We start from the raw sequence: 17,067 nt of genomic DNA on the forward strand, positions 1-17,067 counted from the left end.
AGAAGCTGGGATGCATAAATTATTTGCACAATAAAGTGTGTAAAAACATATAGATGAGTAAGAACGCCCGCCGCGGTGCGGTCCTTGCTCAAAATTTGACATAGTCCGTCGTTGACGGAAAATGCCGACAAGACGTAGCGTCTGGCCATCGAAAGCCCGAGCCGAAGGTGGTCCCATGATGTCCGCACCTCTCGACCGGCGCCGCGCGGCGGGTGTTATGCTCGCTGCCGGTGCCGCCGTGTTCGCGTCCCTCCTCCAGCCAGCGCATGCGGCGGATGATGTGGTGGTGGGCGTGATCCAACCGCTCTCGGGGCCAAACGCCCAGTTCGGCATTGGCGCCCAGCGCGGCACCGAGCTCGCGGCCGAGATGATCAACGCCGCCGGCGGCATCAAGTCCCTGGGCGGGGCCAAGATCAAGCTGGTGGCCGCCGACGTGCCCACCCCCAACACCGCCGCCGCCACCACCCAGCGCCTGATCTCCCAGAACGGCGTGAGCGCGGTGGTGGGCGCCTTCGTCTCCTCCACCACGCTGGCAGCCTCGGAAGTGACCGAGCGCGCCGGCATCCCGCTGGTCACCTTCGCCTTCGCCGATCAGATCACCGGGCGCGGCTACCAGTATGTGTTCCAGGTGTCGCCGAAAGGCACGGTGTTCGGTGCCGCGCAGTTCGACTACGCCACCGAAATCGCCAAGGCCGCCGGCGAGAAGATCGACAAGATCGCCATCCTCTATGAGGACACGGCCTATGGCACCGCCCAGGCCAAGGGCCTGCGCGATGCCGCGAAAAAGGCCGGTGTCGAGATCGTGCTGGACGAGGCCTATCCGCTCGGCATCACTGATGTGGCGCCGCTGGTGAACAAGCTGAGGGCTTCGGGTGCCCAGATGGCGTTCCCGGTATCGTATCTCAACGACAGCCTGCTCATCATCCGCGCCCTGCGCCAGCAGCAGATCGATATCCCGGTGATTGGCGGCGCCGCCGGCTACATCATTCCCGACTTCAAGAAGGGCCTCGGCGACTATGCCGAGGGCGTGCTCTCGGTGGCGGCCGCCAGCGGCGACCTGATCCCCGATCTCGCCGCCAAGTACAAGGAGAAGTACGGCGCCTTCATCACCCACGAGGCCCTGATCCACGCAGCTGCCCTGGATGCGGTGGCGCAGGCCATGGAGAAGGCGAAGTCGTCCGATCCGCAGAAGGTGCGCGACGCCCTCGCCAGCCTTGATTATTGCGCCGGCTTCGCACGCGGCGTCCCCGGTGGCTGCATCAAGTTCGATGCCAACGGCCTCAATGCGTCCGCCTTCCCGGTGATGGTGCAATGGCGCGGCGACGAGCCGGTCACCGTCTATCCGCCCAAGGCGGCAAAGCAGGCTCCCATCTGGCGCGGCAAGCCGGTGAACTGAAGCCATTCCCTTGGCCCCGCCATGTGGCGGGGCCGCCCTCCAGCCTGACGGGACGCATATGCTTCAGGCCCTTGTCGATGGTCTCCTCCTGGGTGGCGTCTATGGCGTCATCGCCACCGGCCTCTCGCTGGTGTTCGGCGTGCTCGGGGTGGTCAATTTCGCCCATGCCGAATTCCTCATGCTCGGAATGTACGTGGCCTGGTTCGCCTGGCGCTATCTGGGGCTCGATCCGCTGATCGGATCGGTGCTGTCCTTCGTCGTGGTGTTCGCCGTGGGCTATGGGGTCCAGCGCACGCTCATCCAGCGCGTGCTGAAGGCGCCGCCGGCGGCGCAGGTTTTTCTCACCGTGGGCCTGATGATCGTCATCGAGAATGCCGCTCTGATGGTCTTCGGCTCCGACTTCCGGTCGGTGAGCGTGCCCTATCAGGTGGAAGGCTACAGGCTCGGCGACATCTTCATCGGCGCGCCCTACCTCTACGCCTTCATCGCCGCCGTCATTCTGGCCGCCGCACTTTGGCTGTTCCTCGACCGCTCCTGGATGGGCCGGGCCATCCGCGCCGTGGCGCAGGATCCCATGGCCGCGACGCTGGTGGGCGTGGATACACGGCGCACCTATGGGCTGGCCTTCGGCCTCGGCGTAGCCCTCACCGCCTTCGGCGGCGCGGTCATCCTGCCCTACATCACGGTCAGCCCCACCATCGGCGGGCAGTTCGTGGTGCTCATGTTCACGGTGGTGGTGCTGGGTGGCCTCGGCTCGGTGGCGGGGGCGCTGGCGGGCGGGATCATGGTGGGCATCGTGCAGTCCATGTCCACCCTCGTCTTCCCCATCCAGCTGCAGAACCTCTGCCTGTTCGTGATCTTCATCGCCGTTCTCGCCCTGCGCCCGCAGGGCCTCATCAAGGGCGCCTGAGCCATGCGACAGCTTTTCTCGCCGGGGCGCGTGGTGCTGCTCCTGTTCTTTGCCGCGGCGGCGTTGCTGCCGCTGGTGGTGGATCCGCGCGGACATCTGCTGCGCGTCGCCGCCATGGTGCTGCTGTTCGCGGCCATGGCGCAGTCGTGGAACATCGTGGGCGGACTTGCCAACCAGATCTCGCTGGGCCATGCCGCCTTCTTCGGCCTCGGCGCCTATACGTCCACCCTGCTGTTCCTGAAGCTCGGCGTCTCGCCCTGGATCGGCATGTTCGTCGGGGCCGGGGTGGCGGGGGCGGCGGCCGCGCTGCTCTCCATTCCGACCTTCCGGCTGAAGGGGCATTACTTCGCGCTGGCCACCCTCGCCTTCGCCGAGGTGATGCGGGTGATCGCCAACAGCTGGGCCAGCCTCACCGGCGGTCCGGTGGGCCTCTCCATCCCCTTCATGGGCACCCAGCCGGCCTATTTCGCCTTCCGCGCGGTGTCCTCCTATTACTGGGCCATCCTCGGGCTGCTGGTGTTTGTCTGCCTCGTCTTCCACCTGTTGGCGCGCGGCGCCATCGGCTATCGCCTGCGGGCGGTGCGGGAGAACGAGAATGCGGCCGAGGTGGCGGGCGTCGACACGTTCCGGGTGAAACTCCCCGCCAGCGTCATATCCGCCGCGCTCACCGCCATGTGCGGCACGGTGTTTGCGCAGTTCACCTTCTTCTTCGATCCGGATTCCATCTTCTCGCTGGCGGGCATCTCGGTGCGCATGGCCATGATCGCCATCGTCGGCGGGCTCGGCACCTTGGGAGGGCCCCTCATCGGCGCCCTGTTCCTGATCCCGCTGGAAGAGGTGGCGAACGCCTATCTCTCCTCCAAGGCGGCGGGCCTGTCGCAACTGGTCTTCGGGCTGATCCTGATCGCCGCCATCCTCATTCAGCCGCGCGGCGTCATGGCCTTCTGGCCGAAGAAGCGCCGCGCTGCCAAGGCCGTGCCGCCGGTGGTGGCGCCGGCCCAGGCCGCCGCGAAGGGGGCCTGACAATGCACGCGCTGCTTCAAGCCGACGCCATCGCCGTTACCTTCGGCGGTCTCAAGGCGGTGGATGGCGTCTCCTTCTCCCTGAAGGCGGGCGAGATCATCGGCCTCATTGGTCCCAATGGGGCGGGCAAGACCACCCTGTTCAATGCGCTGGTCGGTCTCCAGCCGCTGACCTCGGGCAAGGTGGTGCTGGACGGCGATACGGTGTCCGGCCTCAAGCCCCACAAGGTGGCGGCGAAGGGCATGACCAAGACGTTCCAGAATGCCGCGCTGTTCCCCGACATGAGCGTGGTCGAGAACGTGATGACCGCCGCCCTGCTGCGTCATGATCTTGCCGGCGCGCGCGCCACGGCGGAGCGGGTGCTGGACAAGCTGGGCCTTTCCCCCATCGCCGAGGCGGATGTGGCCGACCTCACCTTCCCGCAGAAGGCTCTGGTGGAGATGGCCCGCGCGCTGGCCACCGAGCCCCGCGTGCTGCTGCTGGACGAGGTCATGGCGGCCCTCACCCCCAACGAGATGGACGAGGTCATGGGCGTGATCCGCGCGCTGAAGGCCGAGGGCCTGAGCTTCCTCGTGGTGGAGCATCACATGCGCGCCATCATGGCCCTGTGCGACCGACTGCTGGTGGTGAATTTCGGCCGCCTGATCGCGCAGGGCACCCCCGCCGAGGTGGCCGCCGACCCGGCAGTGATCGAGGCCTATCTCGGCCATGGCGCCGCTGGCAAGGAGGCCGCTCATGCTTGAGGTTCGCGACCTTTCCGCCGCCTATGGTGGACCGGACGTGCTCTCGTCCGTCACCCTGGAGGTGAAGGCGGGGGAGACGGTGGCCGTGCTGGGCGCGAACACGGCGGGCAAGACCACCCTGCTGCGTTCCATTTCCGGCCTCGTGCCGAAGGCGCGCGGCACCATCGTCTTCGAGGGGGCGGCTCTGCTCGGCCGGGCGGCCCATACCATTCCCGGCCTCGGCATCGGCCATGTGCCGGAGGGGCGCCACGTCTTTCCGCGCATGACCACGCTGGACAATCTGATGATGGGCGCCTTCGGCCATCGCAGCGCCCGCGACATTCCCGAGCGGGTGGAGCGGGTGTTCGCCCTGTTCCCGCGCCTGAAGGAGCGGCAGTCTCAGATGGCGGGCTCCATGTCCGGCGGCGAGCAGCAGATGGTCTCCATCGGCCGCGCGCTCATGGGCCAGCCGAAGCTGCTTTTGCTCGACGAGCCGAGCCATGGCCTCGCGCCCATCGTGGTGGACGAGCTGCACGCCGCCATCGGCGAGATCAACCGGCAGGGCGTGTCCGTGCTGCTGGTGGAGCAGAACGCCATGCTGGCGCTGTCCGTGGCCCATCGCGGCTACGTGCTGGAGGCGGGCCACGTGGTGCTTTCGGGCACCGCGCAGGCCCTCTCCGACGATCCGGGCGTGCGTCGCGCCTATCTCGGCGTGTGACGCCCCATCAAATCCCAGGGAGAAGAATGATGAAAGTGAAAGCCGGCGTCGCCCAGGTGGGCGCGGTGCCCTTCGATGTGGAGGCGTCCGTCGCCAAGGCCGAGGCGTGGATCGCGAAGGCGGGGGCGGAAGGCTGCGAGATCGTGGTGTTTCCCGAGGCCTTCCTCTCGGTCTATCCGAAGGGCTCGGACTTCGACATCGCCATCGGCGTGCGCACCGTGCGCGGGCGCGACGATTTCCGCCGCTATCTCGACGCCGCCATCACCGTGCCGGGGCCGGAGACGGACCGCATCGGCAAGGCGGCGGGCGAGGCCAAGACCTATGTGGTCATCGGCGTGATGGAGCGCGAACTCGGCACCATGTATTGCACGGTGCTCTATTTCGGCCCGGACGGGTCCCTATTGGGCAAGCACCGCAAGCTGATGCCCACCGCCGGCGAGCGCCTCGCCTGGGGCTTCGGCGACGGCTCGACCCTGCCGGTGTTCGACACGCCGATCGGCAAGATCGGCGCGGTGATCTGCTGGGAAAACTACATGCCCATGCTGCGCATGACCATGTACGCCAAGGGTGTCTCGCTCTATTGCGCCCCCACCGCCGACGATCGTGAGACCTGGCTGCCCACCATGCGCCACATCGCGCTGGAAGGCCGCTGCTTCGTGCTCACCACCTGCCAGGTGGTCAAGCGCGGTGATTTTCCGGACGACTACCGTTGCTCCATCACCGACGATCCCGAGGCGATCGTGATGCACGGCGGGGCGGCCATCATCGACCCCCTCGGCAAGGTGCTGGCCGGCCCGGTCTTCGATCAGGAAACCCTCTTGACCGCCGAGCTCGACATGGACGATCTGGGCCGCGCCAAGTTCGACTTCGACGTGGCCGGCAATTATGCCCGGCCGGACGTTTTCAACCTGACGGTCAATGAAGCCCCGCAGCAGGCGGTTCGCTTGAAAGCTTGAAGACCTCACACGGCGGGGCATGCAATCCGCCGTGAATTCCGCCATTCTCACGGCGCGGCCCGCCTGCGCCGCGCCGTGAGACCAACACGTCATGGATATGGAAGAAAAGCTCGCCAAGATCGGCATCACCGGAAAGCTGTTCAAGCTGTACCTCGCCGCCGTGGAGCTGGGCGAGGCGCCGGTGCAGGAGGTAGCTGCCCGTGCCGGGCTTGCCCGCACCACCGCCTATGATGTGCTGGAGCGGCTGGAGCAGGAAGAGCTGATCCGCATCGTGGAGCGCTCCGGCCGGCGCTTCGTGGTGGCCGAGGATCCGGTGGGCATGCTCCAGCGGCTGGAACTGCGCAAGCAGGTGATCACCGATGTGATGCCGCAGATCCGCTCCCTCTACAATCGCGCCAAGGGCAAGCCTCAGATCCGCTTCTACGAGGGGGAGGAGGGCATCAACACCGTGCTGTGGGATACCCTGACCTGCCAGAGCAAGACGCTGTGTGGCATCCTCTCCATGAACGAGCTGATCGAGACGCCGGGGCTCGGCGAGATGGACGTGTATATTTCCGAGCGGGTGAAGCGCGGCATCACCCTGAAGGTGCTGCGCTCCCGCGACAAGGACGTTGGGCAGATCTGGCCCTCGGGCCTGGAGCAATTGCGCGAGCTGCGCTATGCACCCGATGGCATGACGCTGGGCGTGACCCAGTATGTCTATGACGACAAGGTCTCCATCATCTCTTCCAAGCGCGAGAATTACGGCCTCATCATCGAGAGCGAGGATTTCGCGCGCCTGCAGTCTGTGATGTTCGAGACCTTGTGGTCCATCTCCACTCCGGCGGCGCCGGCCGATCCGCCGCGCAAGCCCGCCGGCGGACGTCGCCGCGCGGAGAAGGTCTAGGCAGGCCTATCTGCCGGCCGGCACGAGGCCGGTGAGGTCGTTCGCCTGAAGCTGAAGCCGGGTGCGGCGGATGTGGCTTTCAAGCAAATGCTGCACGTCCCTGTCGTCGCGGCGCCGGATCGCTTCCATGATCAGGCGATGCTCGCTGTGGATGATCCACTGGCCCTCCTTCCCGATGAGGTGGGAATAGGCGCGGCGATAATGCTGGGTGGTGTTCCAGAAGCGCTCGATCATGGAAAGCAGCGTCGGCATCGCCGCCGCCTTGTAGCTGAGCAGGTGGAACTCCCGGTCCAGCTTCAGGAAATCCTCCACCTCCGTCGAGGTCTCGATCTGCGCGCACAGCTCGGCGAGACGGGTGATGGTGGCCGCGTCCATGTTGCGGATGCTCTCGCTGAGGGCGAGGGGCTCGATGCGCTCGCGGATCTTGTAGATCTCCACGCACTCGTTGATGTCGGTCTTGGCGATCCACGCGCCGGAATTGGGCACCAGCACCACAAGCCCCTCGCTTTCGAGGTCCCGCAGGGCCTCGCGCACCGGGATGCGGCTGGTGCCGTAGCGCTCGGCCAGCTCCTCCTGCCGCACGCGGGTGCCGGGGGCGTAGAGCCCGGCGAGGATGCCGGCCCGCAGGTCCGTGGCGATGGCGTGACTGCGGACGCCCTGGTCCTTGTCTGGCCCATCCGGGGATTTTTCCGTTCTCATGGCGCGCTCTGCTGGAGGGGCCCTGGCGTCCATGGGGACCGTGCCGCTTGGTCGGTTTGGATACCATACGCGTGCGCATTCTGACAAATGTATCCAAATAGGCGAATTTTGCGCCGCACGATCCGTATATCAGGCATAATTGGATACAATGATATTGACAGCGTATCCCGTCAGCCCTATCCGTCAGGAAAGCGGCGCAGATCGTTTGGCAAGGGGAAGACGCGAGGGCGAGGGGGCTGCGGCGACCGCGATGGTGGCCGGTTTCCCGCGGAAATCGCATCCCGTCCCGGCCGAACGGCGCGCCGATCCCTCCAACGGGGCGGGTCATGAGCACTGAGGGTGGGCAATCCTACGAGACGGCCGAGCGGGGGCTTCCGGGCCTGCGCGGAACCGATCACATCGGCTTCACCGTTCCCGATATCGACGAGGCGGTGCGCTTTTTCGTGGATGTCATCGGCTGTATCCAGGTCTACGAGCTCGGACCGTTCCAGGCCGAGGACGACTGGATGGCCCGCCAGCTCAATGTCGATCCGCGCGCCATCATGAAGAAGCTCGTCTTCCTGCGCTGCGGCTTCGGCTCCAATTTCGAGATCTTCCAGTACATCGCCCCGGACCAGCGAACGATCCAGCCGCGCAACAGCGACGTGGGCGGGCATCATCTTGCGTTCTACGTGGATGACATGGATGCCGCCGTCCGCCATCTCGAAGCGCACGGCGCCCGCATCCTGGGTGTGCCGGTGACGCGCGAGAGCGGGCCCAGCGGTGGGCAGACCTGGGTTTATTTCCTCACCCCCTGGGGCATGCAGTGCGAGCTGGTGAGCTTTCCCAATGGCAAGGCCTATGAGCGCACCACCTCCCTGAGGCTCTGGCACACAGCCGATCCGGGCGGCTGAGCCATGGCGCGCACCTCGATGTCCCGTTCTTTCGTGCGGGGGAAGTTCGCACCCTCGACGTTTCCAGTGTTTTCGGAGCTGCCGTGATGGCGACCCATATCGACCTGAAACCCGCCGCCCCCTGGCGTGAGCTGACCACCTCCCGCGACGACTGGAATGCGGCCGATCCGACCCTGCTCGGGACCATGCTCACCTCCATGGCGCTGATCCGCGCATTCGAGGAGAAGGTGCTGGAGCTGGCCGGGCAGGGGCTGGTGCACGGCCCCGCCCACTCGGCCATCGGGCAGGAAGGCGGCGCCACCGGATCCGCCGTGATGATGCGCGCTTCCGACCAGGTGAACGGATCCCACCGGGCCCACCACCAGTTCCTCGCCAAGTCGCTGGCCTATGTGGCGCCGGACGGCCTGTCCCCCACCGCCGCCATCAGTGGCGACGTGCGCGACCTGTCCAAGAAGACCATGGCGGAAATCCTCGGCCTCGCCCAGGGCTTCTGCAAGGGGCGCGGCGGCTCCATGCACTTGCGCTGGGGCGAGGCGGGCAATCTCGGCACCAACGCCATCGTCGGCGGCGGCGTGCCGCTGGCGGCGGGGGCGGCCTTCGCCCACAAGCGCGCCGGCACGGGCGATGCGGTCTTCACCTATTTCGGCGACGGCGCCACCAATATCGGCTCGGTGCTGGAGACCATGAACCTCGCGGCGGCCTGGAAGCTGCCCTTGTGCTTCTTCATCGAGAACAACCGCTACGCCGTCTCCACCCATGTGGAGGAGGCCACCGCCGAGATCCGCCTCTCCGCCCGCGGGCTGGGCTTTGCCATCCCGTCCTGGAAGGTGGACGGCATGGACCCGCTGGCGGTGGCGCTGGCCAGCGCCGAGGCGCTGGAGGTGATGCGCTCAGGCGGCGGCCCCACCGTCATCGAGGCCGATGTCTACCGTTTCTTCCACCAGAACGGCCCCTTGCCCGGCAGCGCCTTCGGCTATCGCACCCGTGAGGAAGAGCAGGAGTGGCGCCGGCGCGATCCCATCGATCTCCTGGCCCGTGAGATGGCTTTGCGCCAGCTCATCGGCGACGAGGAGGTCGCCGCCCTGCGCGCCCGTGCCAAGGCGCTCATGGAGGATGTGGCCGGCGAGTTGGTGGAGCAGGTGGACGGCAAGCGCCGCATCATCCCGGCTTTGTGGCCCTCGCCCGATTTCCGCGACTTTGGCGTGCGCGGCGACCTGTCCGAACTCGACGGCGTGCGCACCGAGGAACTGGAGACCTTCACCGGCGGCATCGACCCGCAGGCCCGCTTCGTGGACGTGGTGGCGGACGTGATGCACCGCCGCATGAGTGAGGACGACCGCATCGTGGTGATGGGCGAGGACGTGCATCGCCTCAAGGGCGGCACCAATGGCGCCACGCGCGGCCTGAAAGAGGCCTTCGGCGACCGCGTGCTCGGCACCCCCATCAGCGAGAACGCCTTTGCGGGCCTCGCCGGCGGCATCGCCATGGACGGGCGCTATGTGCCGGTGATCGAGTTCATGTATCCGGACTTCATGTGGGTGGCCGCCGACCAGGTGTTCAACCAGATCGGCAAGGCGCGGCACATGTTCGGCGGCGACATGGCGGTGCCGCTGGTGCTGCGCACCAAGGTGGCCATGGGCACGGGCTATGGCTCGCAGCATTCCATGGACCCGGCCGGTATCTTCGCCACCGCCGTGGGCTGGCGCATCGTCGCCCCCTCCACGCCGTTCGATTATGTGGGCCTCATGAACAGCGCGCTGGCCTGCCAGGACCCCGTGCTCGTGCTGGAGCATGTGGACCTCTACAACGCCAAGGGCCCGGCGCCGCTGGATGACCTCGACTATTTCATTCCCCTCGGCAAGGCCAAGGTGGTGCGGCCCGGCTCGGCCCTGACCATCCTCACCTACCTGTCAATGGTGAAGCCGACCCTGGAGGAGGTGGAGCGCCTGGGCGTGGACGCGGAGGTCATCGACCTGCGCAGCCTCGACCGCGCCGGCCTCGACTGGGAGACCATCGAGACCTCCATCGCCAAGACCGGCAACGTGCTGGTGGTGGAGCAGGGCTCGGTGGGCACCTCCTACGGCGGGTTCCTTGCCGCCGAGATCCAGTCGCGCTGCTTCGATGCGCTCGACCAGCCGGTGCAGCGCGTCCATGGCGGGGAGGCCTCGCCGTCCATCTCCAAGGTGCTGGAAGCCGCCGCCTGCGCCGGTCCCAAGGACATCGAGGCCGGCATCCGTCGCGTCATGGCCGAGCAGGGCCTCGCCCTCGCCTGATCAGGAGCCCCACATGCCCAAGGAAATCCTGATGCCCGCCCTCGCCGCCGGAATGGAGGAGGGTCACCTCGTCCGCTGGCTGAAGAAGGAAGGCGAGGCGGTGAAGCGTGGTGACCTGCTCGCCGAGATCGAGACCGACAAGGCCGTCATGGAGATGGAGGCGGAGGACGAAGGCCGCCTCGGCCCCATCCTGATCGGTGACGGTTCGCGCGGCGTGGCGGTGGGCACCCTCATCGCCTCCATCCTCGCGGAAGGGGAAGCCGCGCCCGCGCGGGTCGCGTCCGTCGCCGCCGCGCCGGCCGTGGCGGCGCCTGCGGCGGTTGCTGTTCCTTCGCCTGTGCCATCGACACCTGTGCCATCGACACCTGCGCCCTCCGCACGGGCGCCCGCTGCGACGGTTGCACCGGCCCCGAGCCTTGCGGCGCGGGCGCCCTCCATCGCGGCCCTTGTCGCCGCGCGCAAGGTCGTTGCATCGCCGTTGGCCCGCCGCCTCGCGGACGATTTCGGCGTCGATCTCAGCACGCTCACCGGCTCAGGTCCCAGGGGCCGCATCGTGCGGATCGACGTGGAGAAGGCGCGCCACCAGCCGGTTGCGCCCGCCGCGCCGCGTTTTTCCCCTGCTGCGCCGCGTCTTGGCACCGGGTCGGGACAGGGGGGGCTCAATCATGCGTGGCTACGTCAGGGCGAGGGCCGACCGCTGGTGCTGGTCCACGGCTTCGGCTCGGAGCTGAACGGCTGGCGTCCCTTCCTTGCCGGCGCTGCGGTGTCGCGGCCGGTGCTCGGCATCGACCTGCCAGGCCATGGCGGATCGGCCGGCCACGGTGCCGCACGCTTCGAGGCGCTGGTGGCGGCGGTGGGCGAGACCCTGCAGGGCCTCGGCCTGTCCGATCTGGATCTTGTCGCCCATTCCCTCGGCGCGGCGGTGGCGGTGGCGCTCGCGGCCGAAGGCTATCCCGATGTACGCTCCTTGTTCCTGCTCGCGCCGGCGGGCCTTGGGCCCGATATCAACGGCGCCTTCGTATCCGGCCTTGCCCGCGCCCGCACCGCCGAGAGCCTTGCGCCCTGGCTTGGCGAACTGGTGGCCGATCCTTCGGTGCTGACCCCCGCCTTCGTGCGCGCCAGCGCCGCGGCCCGTGCCGACGACGCGCTGGTAGCCGCCCAGCAACGTCTCGCCGCAGCCCTGTTCCCGGACGGCACGCAGGCCTTCAGCGTGCGCGCGGAGCTGGAGCAGTTGCGCATTCCGGTCACTGTCGTGGCCGGCACCGAGGATAAGATCATCCCGCCGGGCCATGTGCGGCGGCTGCCTGGTATGGTGGGCCTGCACCTGTTTCCTGGAGTTGGCCACATGCCGCAGCTGGAGATCCGCGACGAGGTCTGGCGCCTTCTGGAGCGCCATTTGCGCGCGGCGGGATGAGGCCGCAGAGAGTGAAGAAGAACCGGGTGAAGCCAAGCAAAACCACGTCCCAGGGAGGACTTTTCATGACCATCCGTGCACGTTTCCTCGCGCCGATCGCCGCGATGCTCCTCGCCTCCACCGCCGGCGCAGCCAGCGCCGAGCCGCTGAAGGTCGCGGTGATCGAGACCCTTTCCGGCCCGCAGGCCTCCACCGGCCTGCTGTTCAAGACCGCCGCCAAATACGGCATCGACAAGATCAACGCCGGCGGCGGCTATGGCGGCGAGCCGGTCGTCCTATTGGAGTACGACAACCAGGGTGGCCCGGTGGGCGCCGCTGACAAGGTGAAGGCGGCCATCGCCGACGGCGCCCGCTTTATCGTGCAGGGCGCCTCGTCGGCCGTGTCGGGCCAGATCACCGAGGACGTGCGCAAGTACAATATCCGCAACCCCGGCAAGGAAGTCATCTTCCTCAACGTGGGCGGTGAGGCGCTGGAACTGACCGGCGCCAAGTGCCACTTCCACCATTTCCGCTTCAATCCCAATGCGCAGGTACGGGTGAAGCCCATGGTGCTTGCCATGAAGGATGCCGGCATCCTCGGCACCCGCGTCTATTCCATGAACCAGAACTACAGCTGGGGCATCGACATGGAGGGCGCCATCGTCGCCAATGCGCCCCTGGGCGGCTACACGGTGGTGGAAAAGACCCTCCACGACGTGAACAAGATCCAGGACTTCTCGCCGTACGTCGCCAAGATCTCGGCCGCCAACGCCGAGACGGTGATCACCGGCAACTGGTCCAACGACCTGCTTCTGCTCATGAAAGCGGCCCATGGCGCGGGCCTGAAGACCCGCTTCGCCACCGCCTTCCTCGACCAGCCGGGTAATATTGCCAATGCCGGCGATGTGGCGCTCGGCAATGTGGTCGCCCACCCCTTCAACGCCGAGGCGAGCGAGGCCACTGCCGCCTTCGCCGAGGACTACAAGGCGAAGACCGGCCACTATCCGGTCTATATCGAGCCGCAGACCGCCTTCGGCGTCGCCATGGTGGGTGAGGCGCTGAAAAGCGTGCCACCGGCCAAGGATGGCAGCGTCGACATCAATGCCGTCGCCAAGGCCCTCGAGAACGTCAATGTCAAGACGCCCATGGGTGAGGCCAGCATGCGCGCGGCCGACCACCAGGCGCAGATCCCCATGGTGGTCTCCATCGTGGCGGAGGATGCCAAGTTCAAGGTGGACGGCACCAACCTCGGCTTCAAGCCCATGAAGCTCTTCACCGCCGCCGAGGCCTCCTCTCCGGTGCAGGACGCCTGCAAGATGACGCGGCCCAACTGAGCCTTCGCGCCTCACGATCCGCCATGGCCGGGGCACGCCCGGCCATGGGGCTGTCATGAAGCCGCGATCCGCCGTCCAGCCGAACACCTCTGCCTGACGCGAGAGGACATTTGATGGAACATCTCTTTGTCGCCGTCCTGAACGGCACGATCTACGGATTGCTGCTGTTCATGGTCTCGGCGGGACTGACCCTCATCTTCGGCATGATGGGCGTCCTCAATTTCGCGCATGCCTCGTTCTACATGCTGGGCGCCTATGTGGCCTATGCGCTGTCGGGCGTGCTCGGCTTCGCGCTGGCGGTGATCGTAGCGCCCATCGTGGTCGGCGCGGTGGGGGTGGTGGTGGAGCGCTATTTCCTGCGCCGGGTCCACCGCTTCGGCCATGCCCATGAACTGCTGCTCACCTTCGGTCTGTCCTTCATCATCGCGGAACTGATCAAGCTGTTCTTCGGCAATTTCCCGGTGGACTACCGGGTGCCTGCGGCCCTGAGCTTTGCCGCCTTCCGCATCGGCGGCACCGATTATCCGGTCTACCGGCTCATCATGGGCGCGGTGGCGCTGGCCATGTTCGGTGTCATCTATGCGCTGCTCACCACGACGCGGGTGGGCATCGTGGTGCGCTCGGCCATCTTTCGGCCGCGCATGGCCGAGGCGCTGGGCCACAATGTGCCGCTCGTCTTCATGGGCGTGTTCGGCGTGGGCGCGGCGCTCGCGGGCCTCGCCGGCGCGCTGGCGGGGGCGTTCTACACCACCAATCCCAACATGGCGCTGGAACTCGGCGTGCTGGTGTTCGTGGTGGTGGTCATCGGCGGTCTCGGCTCGCTGGAAGGCGCCATGGTCGCCTCTCTGCTCATCGGCGTGGTCACCTCGCTGGCGGTGGGCATCGACGCGAGCTTTGCCGACCTGCTCGGCGTCGTCGGCCTCGGCGACTGGGCGCGCGCGGTGGGCGGCCCGCTGACGCTGCAGGTGTCGAGCCTTGCCGCAACCATTCCCTTCGCGCTCATGCTGCTGGTGCTGCTGGTGCGTCCCTCGGGCCTGTTCGGCGACAAGAGCTAAACCATGCGCACCAAGGTCATCCTCCTCGCCCTTGCCGTCGCGGCGCTGGTCGCCGCCCCGGCCTTCCTCTCCGCAGGGCTCGTCAACGCGTCGATCCAGATGCTGATCGCGGCCCTGTTCGCCTCTGCCTTCAGCCTGCTGTGCGGGCAGGCTGGGATGCTCTCCTTCGGCCATTCGGCCTATTTCGGCATCGGCGCCTTCGCCACCATCCACGCCATGAATGCCTTCAACGGCGCCGGCCTCCTGCCCACGCCGCTGCTGCCGCTGGTGGGCGGCCTGCTGGGGCTCGTGAGCGGCATCGCCGCCGGCTGGTTCGCCACCAAGCGCACCGGCGTCTATTTCTCCATGATCACGCTGGCGCTGGCCGAGCTGCTGCATGCCCTGGCGCCGCACCTGAAGGAGGTGTTCGGCGGCGAGGCGGGCGTCTCCGCCATGCGCATGCCGGCCTGGGGCTTCACCTTCGGCAGCAACGTCGAAGTCTATTACCTCACCCTCGCCTGGGTGCTGCTCTGCCTGCTGCTGCTCTATCTCTACACCCTGACGCCGGTGGGCCGCCTCACCCTCGGCTTGCGTGAGAATACGCACCGGCTGCGCTTCCTCGGCTACAATGTTCACCGGCTCAGCGTGCTGGTGTTCGCGGTTTCGGCCATGTTCTCAGGCGTGGCGGGCGGCCTGCAGGCCCTCAACATCGAGGCGGCCAACTATGTCGTGCTCGACATGCAGCTCTCCGCCTCGGTGGTGCTGAACAGCTATATCGGCGGCGTGAAGGTGTTCCTGGGGCCGGCCATCGGCGCTGCGCTCATGTCCTTCTTCGGCTATGCGGTGTCGGACCTCACCCGGTCCTGGCTGCTCTATCAGGGCGTGCTGTTCGTGCTGGTGATGATGTTCCTGCCCGACGGTCTCGTGGGCGAGTTCGCCAAACGGGTCCGCGAGGGGCGTTTCGGCCTCGGCTGGGAGCGGCTTTCGGGGGGGCTGCTGTTCGCGGCTGCGCTGGTACTCGCCATCCTCGGCTTCGTGTGCATGGTGGAGCTGGCGCAGCGCTTCTTCTCCACCGACTACCGTTCCATGATCGCCGCCGCCCCATGGCCGCCGGTCATCCTGTTCGGGCGCGAGTGGCTGCCGTTCTCGCCCGTCACCTGGGGCCTGCCGCTGGGCCTGATGGCGGTGGGCATCGGCCTTCTCAACGTCGCATCCCGTCGTCTGGATCCTGAGCGCGGAGGCGTTTCATGAGCACGCCTGTCCTGTCCCTCCACGGGGTCCGCAAGTCCTTCGGTCCCATCGAGATCATCCGCGGCATCGAGCTCGACGTGGTGCCGGGCGAGCGCCATGCGGTGATCGGGCCGAACGGGGCGGGCAAGTCCACCCTGTTCCACCTCATCTCCGGCCAGCTGACGCCCACGGCCGGCGACATCCTGCTGGATGGTCTGCCCATCGGCGGCATGGCGCCCCATCTGGTGAACCGGCAGGGGCTGGCGCGCTCCTTCCAGATCACCAACATCTTCCCCGGCCTCTCGGTGTTCGAGAATTTGCGGCTGGCGGTGATGCGGCGCTTCGGCCTCGACTTCGTGTTCTGGCGGCGCGCCTCCCGCCTCAAGGCGGTGACCCATCTGGCGGACGAACTGCTCGCCCAGGTGCGGCTGGAGAAGCGGGCGAACGTGCTGGCCAGCGAGCTATCCTATTCCGAGCAGCGCTCGCTGGAGATCGGAATGACGCTGGCAAGCGATCCCAAGGTGATCCTCCTGGACGAGCCCATGGCGGGCATGTCGCACGAGGAGACGGAATACACGGTGGGCCTCATCCGCGAGATCACCAGGGGCCGCACGCTGCTCATCGTGGAGCACGACATGGACGTGGTGTTCTCCCTCTCCGACCGCATCAGCGTGCTGGTCTACGGGCAGATCATCGCCACCGGTACGCCGGCCGAGATCCGCGGCAACCTCGCCGTGCGCGAAGCCTATCTCGGCGAGGAGGCCAGCTGATGCGCGACACGTCGCTTCTCACCATCGACGGCCTCCACGCCCATTACGGCAAGAGCCACATCCTGCACGGCGTCACCTTCCAGGTGGGGCAGGGGGAGGTGGTGAGCCTCCTGGGCCGCAACGGCTCGGGCCGGTCCACGACGCTGAAGGCCATCATGGGCCTGGTGCCGCCCACCGGCGGCCACATCGTGCTGCGCGGCAAGGAGCTCACCGGCGCTCGCGCCTTCACCATCTGCCGCTCCGGCATCGCCTATGTGCCGGAGGAGCGCGAGGTCTTCCTCAACCTCACGGTGGACGAAAACCTGCGGATGGGCGAGCAGAAGGGCGCGGAAGGCGCCGCGCGCTGGACCATCGAGCAGATGTTTGATTACTTCCCCCGCCTCAAGGAGCGGCGCAACACCCGCGCCGGCAGCCTTTCGGGCGGCGAGCAGCAGATGCTCACCATGTGCCGGTCGCTGCTGGGCAACCCGCTGGTCATCCTCATCGACGAGCCCACGGAAGGCTTGGCCCCGAAGATCGTGACCGTGGTGGGCGAGGCCATCGCCGACATCAACCGGCGCGGGGTGTCGGTGCTGCTGGTGGAGCAGAAGCTCACCATCGCCCTCAAGGTGTCGCACCGGGTGTGCGTCATGGGCCATGGCCGCATCGTGTTCGAGGGCGCCCCCGAGGCGCTCACCTCGAACGCGCGGCTGATGGAGGAGTGGCTCGCGGTCTGACGGTTCACCGACGGCGGGCCGGCATCGGTCGGCCGCCACCGTCACCTTGCGGCTGGGCCGGGAACGGCCTCGCCCTGTCCGGTGTGGATCTCTACCTGGATCACGAGATTGAGC

The 17,067-nt window shown here is 67.1% G+C and carries 16 protein-coding genes; 15 read left to right on the forward strand and 1 reads right to left on the reverse strand.

Going from position 1 to position 17,067, the window contains the following annotated elements; genetic code table 11:
* Positions 1-175 precede the first annotated feature (175 nt).
* The 7 genes from V5F66_RS03230 to V5F66_RS03260 all read left to right on the forward strand — a co-directional run bounded on the left by V5F66_RS03230 (position 176) and on the right by V5F66_RS03260 (position 6,611).
* A complete protein-coding gene (locus V5F66_RS03230; RefSeq protein ID WP_394003041.1) occupies positions 176-1,396 on the forward strand; it encodes an ABC transporter substrate-binding protein in 1,221 nt (406 codons plus the stop codon).
* A 58-nt stretch (positions 1,397-1,454) separates the two neighbouring features.
* Complete coding sequence (locus V5F66_RS03235; RefSeq protein WP_394003043.1) at positions 1,455-2,306, forward strand: branched-chain amino acid ABC transporter permease; 852 nt, start codon at positions 1,455-1,457, stop codon at positions 2,304-2,306.
* 3 nt (positions 2,307-2,309) lie between these two features.
* Positions 2,310-3,329 carry a branched-chain amino acid ABC transporter permease gene (locus V5F66_RS03240; protein ID WP_394093214.1) on the forward strand — a complete coding sequence of 340 codons (1,020 nt, stop codon included), beginning with the start codon at positions 2,310-2,312 and terminating at the stop codon, positions 3,327-3,329.
* A 2-nt stretch (positions 3,330-3,331) separates the two neighbouring features.
* The gene (locus V5F66_RS03245) at positions 3,332-4,072 is read left to right on the forward strand and encodes an ABC transporter ATP-binding protein (protein WP_012113590.1); all 741 of its coding nucleotides are present in this window, start codon (positions 3,332-3,334) and stop codon (positions 4,070-4,072) included.
* Positions 4,065-4,769 (forward strand): ABC transporter ATP-binding protein, encoded by a 705-nt coding sequence (locus tag V5F66_RS03250; RefSeq protein ID WP_012113591.1) that lies wholly within the window; start codon positions 4,065-4,067, stop codon positions 4,767-4,769. Before V5F66_RS03245 ends, V5F66_RS03250 begins: the two co-directional genes overlap by 8 nt.
* 26 nt (positions 4,770-4,795) lie before the next feature.
* Positions 4,796-5,725 (forward strand): carbon-nitrogen hydrolase family protein, encoded by a 930-nt coding sequence (locus tag V5F66_RS03255; protein ID WP_394093215.1) that lies wholly within the window; start codon positions 4,796-4,798, stop codon positions 5,723-5,725.
* Between the two features lie 91 nt (positions 5,726-5,816).
* Positions 5,817-6,611: a TrmB family transcriptional regulator gene (locus V5F66_RS03260; protein WP_394003052.1), complete on the forward strand. Its 795-nt coding sequence runs from the start codon at positions 5,817-5,819 to the stop codon at positions 6,609-6,611.
* A gap of 6 nt (positions 6,612-6,617) precedes the next feature.
* On the opposite strand, the gene V5F66_RS03265 is transcribed toward V5F66_RS03260, so the two are convergent.
* Positions 6,618-7,310 carry a GntR family transcriptional regulator gene (locus V5F66_RS03265; RefSeq protein WP_394049939.1) on the reverse strand — a complete coding sequence of 231 codons (693 nt, stop codon included), beginning with the start codon at positions 7,308-7,310 and terminating at the stop codon, positions 6,618-6,620.
* 326 nt (positions 7,311-7,636) lie between these two features.
* Between V5F66_RS03265 and V5F66_RS03270 the strand changes: the two genes are divergently transcribed.
* The 8 genes from V5F66_RS03270 to V5F66_RS03305 all read left to right on the forward strand — a co-directional run bounded on the left by V5F66_RS03270 (position 7,637) and on the right by V5F66_RS03305 (position 16,953).
* Entirely contained in the window at positions 7,637-8,203 is a 567-nt protein-coding gene (locus V5F66_RS03270) for a VOC family protein (protein WP_394093216.1), read from the forward strand.
* Between the two features lie 86 nt (positions 8,204-8,289).
* The gene (locus tag V5F66_RS03275; protein WP_394093217.1) at positions 8,290-10,476 is read left to right on the forward strand and encodes an alpha-ketoacid dehydrogenase subunit alpha/beta; all 2,187 of its coding nucleotides are present in this window, start codon (positions 8,290-8,292) and stop codon (positions 10,474-10,476) included.
* A 13-nt stretch (positions 10,477-10,489) separates the two neighbouring features.
* A complete protein-coding gene (locus tag V5F66_RS03280; RefSeq protein WP_394093218.1) occupies positions 10,490-11,890 on the forward strand; it encodes an acetoin dehydrogenase dihydrolipoyllysine-residue acetyltransferase subunit in 1,401 nt (466 codons plus the stop codon).
* 65 nt (positions 11,891-11,955) lie between these two features.
* Positions 11,956-13,203 carry a branched-chain amino acid ABC transporter substrate-binding protein gene (locus V5F66_RS03285; protein WP_394093219.1) on the forward strand — a complete coding sequence of 416 codons (1,248 nt, stop codon included), beginning with the start codon at positions 11,956-11,958 and terminating at the stop codon, positions 13,201-13,203.
* A gap of 113 nt (positions 13,204-13,316) precedes the next feature.
* Positions 13,317-14,258, forward strand: a complete 942-nt coding sequence (locus V5F66_RS03290) for a branched-chain amino acid ABC transporter permease (RefSeq protein ID WP_394003058.1) — start codon at positions 13,317-13,319, stop codon at positions 14,256-14,258.
* A 3-nt stretch (positions 14,259-14,261) separates the two neighbouring features.
* Positions 14,262-15,488 carry a branched-chain amino acid ABC transporter permease gene (locus V5F66_RS03295; RefSeq protein ID WP_394003060.1) on the forward strand — a complete coding sequence of 409 codons (1,227 nt, stop codon included), beginning with the start codon at positions 14,262-14,264 and terminating at the stop codon, positions 15,486-15,488.
* Positions 15,485-16,237 (forward strand): ABC transporter ATP-binding protein, encoded by a 753-nt coding sequence (locus V5F66_RS03300; protein WP_012113601.1) that lies wholly within the window; start codon positions 15,485-15,487, stop codon positions 16,235-16,237. Before V5F66_RS03295 ends, V5F66_RS03300 begins: the two co-directional genes overlap by 4 nt.
* Positions 16,237-16,953: an ABC transporter ATP-binding protein gene (locus V5F66_RS03305; RefSeq protein ID WP_012113602.1), complete on the forward strand. Its 717-nt coding sequence runs from the start codon at positions 16,237-16,239 to the stop codon at positions 16,951-16,953. Before V5F66_RS03300 ends, V5F66_RS03305 begins: the two co-directional genes overlap by 1 nt.
* Positions 16,954-17,067: the final 114 nt, after the last annotated feature.

The organism is Xanthobacter versatilis, from assembly GCF_043193975.1.
GTDB classification, from domain to species: domain Bacteria; phylum Pseudomonadota; class Alphaproteobacteria; order Rhizobiales; family Xanthobacteraceae; genus Xanthobacter; species Xanthobacter autotrophicus_E.